Source organism: Microcoleus sp. OTE_8_concoct_300, assembly GCF_031383065.1.
GTDB lineage: Bacteria > Cyanobacteriota > Cyanobacteriia > Cyanobacteriales > Microcoleaceae > Microcoleus.
On the sequence record NZ_JANMZH010000286.1, the window covers coordinates 1 to 1398 of the forward strand.

At 41.3% G+C, this 1398-nt stretch carries 1 protein-coding gene; it reads left to right on the forward strand.

The annotated features are described in order from the left end of the window. Nucleotides 1-1033 precede the first annotated feature (1033 nt). Nucleotides 1034-1398 (forward strand): calcium-binding protein (locus ACUVJL_RS13535; protein ID WP_445246321.1); only part of this gene is annotated, 365 nt, incomplete at its 3' end.

Here is a 1398-nt window from a genome sequence, read left to right on the forward strand (position 1 = left end):
AATTGTATCAGAATTAAAATATGATACAGAAGGATTTACCGACGGCGAAAAAGAGAAGGAAGAACCAGCCACAATCCAATGAATATTCGGACAGTTAGTTAGGCGTAAGGTGTACCGCTTTGTGTGCACCCCAATTTTTGCTGCATAAAAGCTCTACAAATATTTTAAAATATCGTCCTGAAATCGGTTGATTTAATAGAAACATATAGAGCGGTTAATGGGTAGATGAGGTAGAGAATTCAACTTAAAAAGGTGGACAAAACAGGGTTTATGCGTACTCGACCTTTCTTTGTAATAAAAGCTATAGCTTAACTATTAGCAGTAATATAACAATCGGGCAATCGGCATTATTTCCTAACGGTAATTAGATTTTTTCTAGCTGCTTTAGGGGCTGAAAACCTCTCGCTCACAAGGAAAACAGGTTGAGAACCTAAAAACGCCTGAAACCTTTGTGAATACTAGATTTATGCCTAGTTGAGCTAAAAGTCATTATAGCTCTGGGTTTAAAGCCATTTTCGCTTCGGTTTTTGTCTAAGTCCCGCTAAGTTAAATAAGTAGTAATTCCCAGGCAAAAATTTAAAATTTTCTGGAACATTGCTAGAGCCTTCTCATTCTTCAATATTAACAGGATATCGAAGCACAAATACAGTTACCAAAACAGCGGGACAGCAAATAATTGCAGTGAGGGATTTGTTTGTTGTATAGCCTTTCTCAGTAACATGAGTTACCCGACGTGCATAGGGCATAGGGCATAGGGCATACCTCACCATGCTTGAGAACCGCTATAGGTAAAAAATCTAGTCAATAGTCACATAAATACTAGGTTTTTATCCCGAATCATCTGTTAATTAAAATTTCGCACTATAGCAATCCTAAATCATCTGTGAATTTCTTACTCCCTCCCCTTACTAAGGGGAGGGTTGGGGTGGGGTAAAAAATTTACGACTCCTGCAAGGATTGCTATATTACCCAGAACAATCTCTACAGGTGCTTCTACCAAAAGCAAAAATAATTAACCTGTAAAGTAAAAAAAATGGCAAACATAACAGGAACTCTCGGCCCCGATGTCATACCGGGATTTTTACCAGACGGTCGCGTAATTAACCCGGGAAACTTACCGAGTGACGACACCATCAACGGCCTCGACGGCAATGATGCGATCAATGCAGAGTCAGGAAACGACCTCATATTCGCCGGCCCAGGTAACGATATTGTTAACGGCAACGAAGGCAACGATCGAGTATACGGTGGCAAAGACGACGACCAAGTATACGGCGGCAAAGAGAACGACTTAGTTAGAGGCGACATCGGCAATGACAGCGTTTTCGGCAACAACGGCAATGACACCGTGTTCGGCGGCAAAGACAACGACACCATGTTCGGCGGCAAAGACAACGA